Source organism: Actinocrinis puniceicyclus (genome assembly GCF_018283645.1).
GTDB lineage: Bacteria > Actinomycetota > Actinomycetes > Streptomycetales > Catenulisporaceae > Actinocrinis > Actinocrinis puniceicyclus.
Genome location: NZ_JAGSXH010000209.1, coordinates 1 through 5,809, shown reverse-complemented (window position 1 = coordinate 5,809; position 5,809 = coordinate 1). Strand labels below are relative to the sequence as shown.

The following is a 5,809-nucleotide window of genomic DNA, read 5'->3' as shown; positions in this document are numbered from 1 at the left end:
GGCCTGGGGTGGGGGCTGTGGGCGCAACGCAGTTCAATGACGGAGAGGCTCGGCCGGGCCGACGAGGCGCGGATAGCCCGCGGCGGCTTCCAGCCGATGCCCTCCGACGAGGCGCTGGCGCTGTTCGACGCGGCGCTGTTCACCGGACGCGCGGCCGTGCTGCCGGCTCGGCTGGACCTGCCGGCGTTGCGCGGCCAGGCCGCCTCGGGAACGTTGCCGCCGCTGTTCGCGGATCTCGTGCTAGTCGCGGACACGACGGCGAGGTCGGGCTCGCACGGGCCGGCCGGAGCGGACCTGGTCGGGCAGCTGGCCGACGCGTCGCCGACGCAGCGCGCCGCGCTCATGCTGACTCTAGTCCGTACGCAGGCCGCCACCGTACTCGGCCACAACGGCCCGGAACGCATCGAAACGACACGCGGTTTCCTGGATCAGGGCGTGGACTCGCTCACCGCTCTCGAACTGCGCAACCGGCTCAACGCCGCGACGGGGCTGTCGTTGCCGACCACGGTCGTGCTCGACCACCCGACCCCGCAGGCGCTGGCCGACCGGCTCGCGCAGGAACTGTCCGGAGACTCGGCAGACAGCGCCACACCGGGAGCGTCGGTACTGGCCGACTTCGAACACTTCGAAACCGCGGCCACCGCGGAGGGCGTGGACGAGGAGACCCGCAGGCAGATCTCCGAGCGGCTGCGCGCGCTGCTGGCGCGCCTCGGCGCCGGGCGGCTCGAACCGGTCGCCGCGGGGTCCGCGCCCGACCTGACGTACGCCTTCGCCGACCCCATCGAATCGGCCACGGACGACGAGATCTTCGACCTGATCGACCGCGAATTCGACATCTGACCACGACGGAAGAGGTCTGACCTTCCATGGCGAACGAGGACAAGCTTCGCGAGTACCTCAAGAAGGTGACCGCCGAGTTGCGCGACACGCGGCTGCGCCTGAACGAGGTGGAGGCGGCGCGCAGCGAGCCGATCGCGATCGTGGCGATGGGCTGCCGGTTCCCCGGCGGTGTACGCAGCCCGGAGGACCTGTGGCGGCTCGTCGCCGAGGGCCGGGACGCGGTCTCGGACTTCCCGGCGGACCGCGGCTGGGATGTCGAGACTCTGCGCAGCACGGACCCGGACGAGCCCGGCACGACGTACACCACGCAAGGCGGGTTCGTGCACGACGCCGGCGAGTTCGACGCCGCGTTCTTCGGGATCTCGCCGCGGGAGGCGCTGGCGATCGACCCGCAGCAGCGGCTGCTGCTGGAGACCGCGTGGGAGACCGTGGAGCGCGCGGGCATCGATCCGTCGAGCCTGGCCGGCAGCCTCACCGGGGTCTTCGCGGGGGTGGCGTCTCAGGACTATTACCCGCGCACCCCGCAGGCGGTGCGGCAGATCGAGAAGCACTTCGCGACCGGCAACCTCACCAGCGTCATCTCCGGCCGCGTCGCGTACACGCTCGGGTTACAGGGCCCTGCGGTCACTGTCGACACGGCGTGCTCGGCTTCGCAGGTCGCCTTGCATCTGGCCTGCCAGTCGCTGCGGGAGGGCGAGTGCACGCTCGCGCTGGCCGGCGGCGTGACCGTGATGGCGACGCCGATCACGTTCACCACGTTCAGCCGGCAGCGCGGCCTGGCCGCCGACGGGCGCTGTAAGCCGTTCGCCGCCGCCGCCGACGGCACGGGTTGGGGCGAGGGCGTCGGGCTGATGCTGCTTGAGCGGCTTTCGGACGCGCGGCGAAACCGCCATCCGGTGCTGGCGGTGATCCGGGGCAGCGCGGTCAACCAGGACGGCACCAGCAGCCAACTGTCGGCGCCGAACGGGACCGCGCAGCAGCGGGTGATCCGGAAGGCTCTGGCCGCCGCGCGGCTGACTCCGGATCAGGTGGACGCGGTCGAGGCGCACGGGACCGGTACCGCGCTCGGCGACCCGGTCGAGGCGAACGCGCTGCTGGCGACGTACGGAGCGGGGCGCAGTGCGCAGCGGCCGCTGTGGATCGGGTCGGTGAAGTCGAACATCGGGCACACCCAGGGCGCGGCCGGGGTCGCGGGCGCGATCAAGATGGTCATGGCCCTGCGACACGGCGTGCTGCCCAAGTCCCTGCACGTGGACAGTCCGACACCGCACGTGGACTGGTCCGGCGGGCAGGTCCTGCCGCTCACCGAGGCGGTGCCGTGGCCGCAGCTGGACCGTCAGCGCCGGGCGGCGGTCTCCTCGTTCGGAATCTCGGGGACCAACGCTCACCTGATTCTGGAACAGGCCCCTGAGCAAGGGCCGGAGCGGGACCAGGAACCGGGGCAGCAGCCGGGCCAGGAGCAGCGGCCGGGGCAAGACGGCGCCCAGGAGAGCTGCACGGCTCCGGCCGCGACCGGGACCGGGACCGCATTGCCGTGGGTGCTCTCCGGGACGTCCGAGCAGGCGCTCCAGGCACAGGCTGAGCGGCTCGCCGAGTTCCTCGCCGGAGATCTCGACACCGCCCCAGACACCGCCCCCGACGGCACCCCCTACGGCGCATCCGATGGCGCCTCCGATGGCGCGCTGGGATCGGCCCGGCTGGCCGATATCGGCTTCTCGCTCGCCACCTCGCGCACGGCGTTCGAGCATCGGGCCGTGGTGATCGGCGCCGACCGCCGGCAGTTCCTGGCGGGTCTCAGGGCGCTTCGCGACGGTGAGCCTTCCGTGAGCCTGGTCCAGGACGCCGCCGCCGAGCCAGCCAAGACAGTGTTCGTATTCCCCGGTCAGGGTTCGCAGTGGCATGGCATGGCCCTGCCTCTGCTGGAGACCTCGCCGGTGTTCGCCGAGCACATCGCGCGCTGCGACGCGGCGCTCGCCGAGCACACCGGCTGGTCGTTGCTGGACGTGCTGCACGCACCGGCCGACGCGCCGGAACTGGCGCGCGACGACGTGATCCAGCCGGTGCTGTTCGCGGTGATGACCTCGCTCGCCGCGCTGTGGCGCTCGTTGGGCGTCGAGCCGGAGGCCGTCATCGGGCATTCGCAGGGCGAGATCGCGGCCGCCTACGTCGCCGGCGCGCTGTCGCTGCAGGACGCGGCGCGGATCGTCGCGCTGCGCAGTAAGTCGCTTGGCGGGATCACCGGTTCGGGCGGGATGGCGTCGATCGCGCTTCCAGCCGCAGAGGTCGAGCACCGGCTGTCCGCGTACCGGGGGCGACTGGGCGTCGCCGCCGTCAACGGTCCGCGCGCGACGGTCGTCTCCGGCGACCGGGACGCGCTCGACGAACTGGTCGCGGCGCTGTCCGGGGAGGGCGTCAAGGTTCGAACTATCCCGGTCGACTACGCGTCGCACGGCTCGCATGTGGAGGCCATGCGCGACGATCTGCTGGAGTTGTTGGGTCCGGTGTCGCCGCAATCGGCGCGGATCGCGTTCTACTCCACCGTCAGCGCGGGTCCGGTCGACACCCGAGAGCTGGACGCGACGTACTGGTACGAGAACCTGCGGCGCACGGTCCGGTTCGAGGAGACCACGCGGGCGCTGATCGGCAGCGGGCACACGACGTTCGTCGAGGTCAGTGCGCACCCGATTCTTACGCCGGCAGTACAGGAGACCGTCGACGAGATGGGCATCGCCCGGGCTCTCGTCGTGCCCACTCTGCGGCGTGACCGCGGCGACTGGACGACGTTCCTGACGCACGCCGCGCGACTTCACACCCGAGGCGTGCGGATCGATTGGGCCGAGTTCTTCCGTGCGCATCGCCCGCGGACGGTTCAGCTGCCAACTTACGCGTTCCAGCGCCGCCGGTTCTGGCTTGCCTCGTGGCAGAGCATGCGCTCGACGGGTCAGGATTCTTCAGATCGGACCGTGCCGAACCAGGACCCCACGCCCTTCGCCCCGATCGCAGACCTGCAAGACGCCGGGGCCGGGGCGGACGCGGACGCGCGGGCGATGGGGAGGGCCGGGTCCGTGTCGGGGTCCGCGTCAGCGTCCGTGTCTGGGTCCGCGATGGACGGATCGCCGTGGCGGCAGCGTCTGGCCGCGCTACCCGAGACCGAGCGGGCGCAGCGAGTGGACCGGCTGGTGCTGGGCACGGCCGCGGCGGTGCTCGGCTATGCCACGCCCGACGAAATCCGCGCCGACCTCCCGTTCAAGAACCTCGGCTTCGATTCCGCCACGGCGATCGAGTTCGCCAAGCGGCTGGCGGCGGCGACCGGGCTGGCGCTGCCGACGACGTTGTCGTTCGAGTATCCGACGCCCGCGGCACTCGCCCGCTACCTGCTCGAGGAGGCGCTCGGCACCGGTGGCTCGGGCTGCGACCAGGGCGGGACGCATCGCGTCGAGTCGCACGAGCCGATCGCGATCGTCGCGATGAGCTGCCGGTATCCCGGCCGGGTGCAGAACCCGGAGGATCTTTGGCAGCTCGTGGCGGCGGGCCGTGACGCGATCGGCGAGTTCCCCGCGGACCGCGGCTGGAACGTGGACGAGCTCTACGATCCGGACCCGGACAAGTCAGGCAGCTCCTATACCCGCCGGGGCGGCTTCCTGGATGACGCGGGCGGTTTCGACGCCGAGTTCTTCGGGATCTCACCTCGGGAGGCGCTGGCCACGGACCCGCAGCAGCGGATGCTGCTGGAGCTTGCCTGGGAGGCGTTCGAGCGCGCCGGCCTGGATCCGGCGGCGCTGCGCGGCAGCCGGACCGGGACCATCATCGGCAGCAGCTCGCAGGATTACGGCACGCTACTGCACGAAACCGAGTCGGGCGCTGAGGGTTACCTGCTGACCGGCACCTCGGCGAGCATCATCTCCGGGCGCATCGCCTACACCTTCGGGCTTGAGGGCCCGGCCGTCACGGTCGACACCGCCTGCTCGTCGTCGCTGGTCGCGCTGCATCTCGCGGCGCAGGCCCTGCGCTCCGGCGAGTGCGATCTGGCGCTGGCCGGAGGGGCGGTCGTGCTTGCCACGCCCGCGGCGTTCGTCGAGTTCAGCCGCCAGCGCGGGCTTTCACCGGACGGCCGGTGCAAGGCGTTCTCGGCCGACGCGGACGGTACGGGCTGGAGCGAGGGCGCGGGTCTCGTGCTGCTGGAGCGGCTGTCCGACGCCCAGCGCAACGGCCACCCGGTCCTCGCGCTGGTGCGTGGTTCGGCAGTGAATCAGGACGGTGCGAGCAACGGTCTGACGGCGCCGAACGGCCTGGCGCAGCAGCGGGTGATCCGGCAGGCGCTGGCTTCGGCGGGTCTGCGGCCGGCTGAGGTCGACGCGGTCGAGGCGCACGGCACCGGCACGGTCCTGGGCGACCCGATAGAGGCCAGGGCCCTGATAGCGGTGTACGGCCAGGATCGTCCCGTCGAGCGGCCGCTTCGCATCGGTTCGCTGAAGTCGAACATCGGCCACGCGCAGGCCGCGTCCGGGATCGGCGGCGTGATCAAGATGGTGCAGGCGCTGCGGCATGGGATGCTGCCGCGCACACTGCACGCCGAGACGCCGAGCCCGCACGTGGACTGGAACGAGGGTTCCGTCGCGCTGCTGAGCGAGCCGGTCGAGTGGTCGCCGGGAGAGCAGACGCGGCGCGCCGGGGTGTCCAGCTTCGGCATGAGCGGTACGAACGCGCACGTCATCATTGAGCAGGCACCCGAGCAGCCGCCCGGGACAACACAGGGCACTGACGCGCTACCGCAGGACCCCGCCGAACAGGGCGACGCGAGCAGCCCGAGCACTCAGGGCACGAAGACCAGCAAGGAAACCCAAGACACCACACCAGACACCGCACCAGACACCGCACCGGACACCGCGGCGCTCACCCCCTGGCTGCTCTCCGCCCGCAGCGAACCCGCACTACAAGCCCAAGCCGCACGCCTCGCCCACCACCTACG

2 protein-coding genes are annotated in these 5,809 nt (G+C 71.7%); both read left to right on the top strand.

Features of this window, described 5'->3' with window-relative positions:
- The coding region (locus KGA66_RS27760; RefSeq protein WP_246508872.1) for an acyl carrier protein at positions 1-840 on the top strand (840 nt) is incomplete at its 5' end.
- A gap of 26 nt (positions 841-866) precedes the next feature.
- Positions 867-5,809, top strand: a 4,943-nt coding sequence (locus KGA66_RS30615; protein WP_246508870.1) for a type I polyketide synthase, incomplete at its 3' end; no start/stop codon positions are given.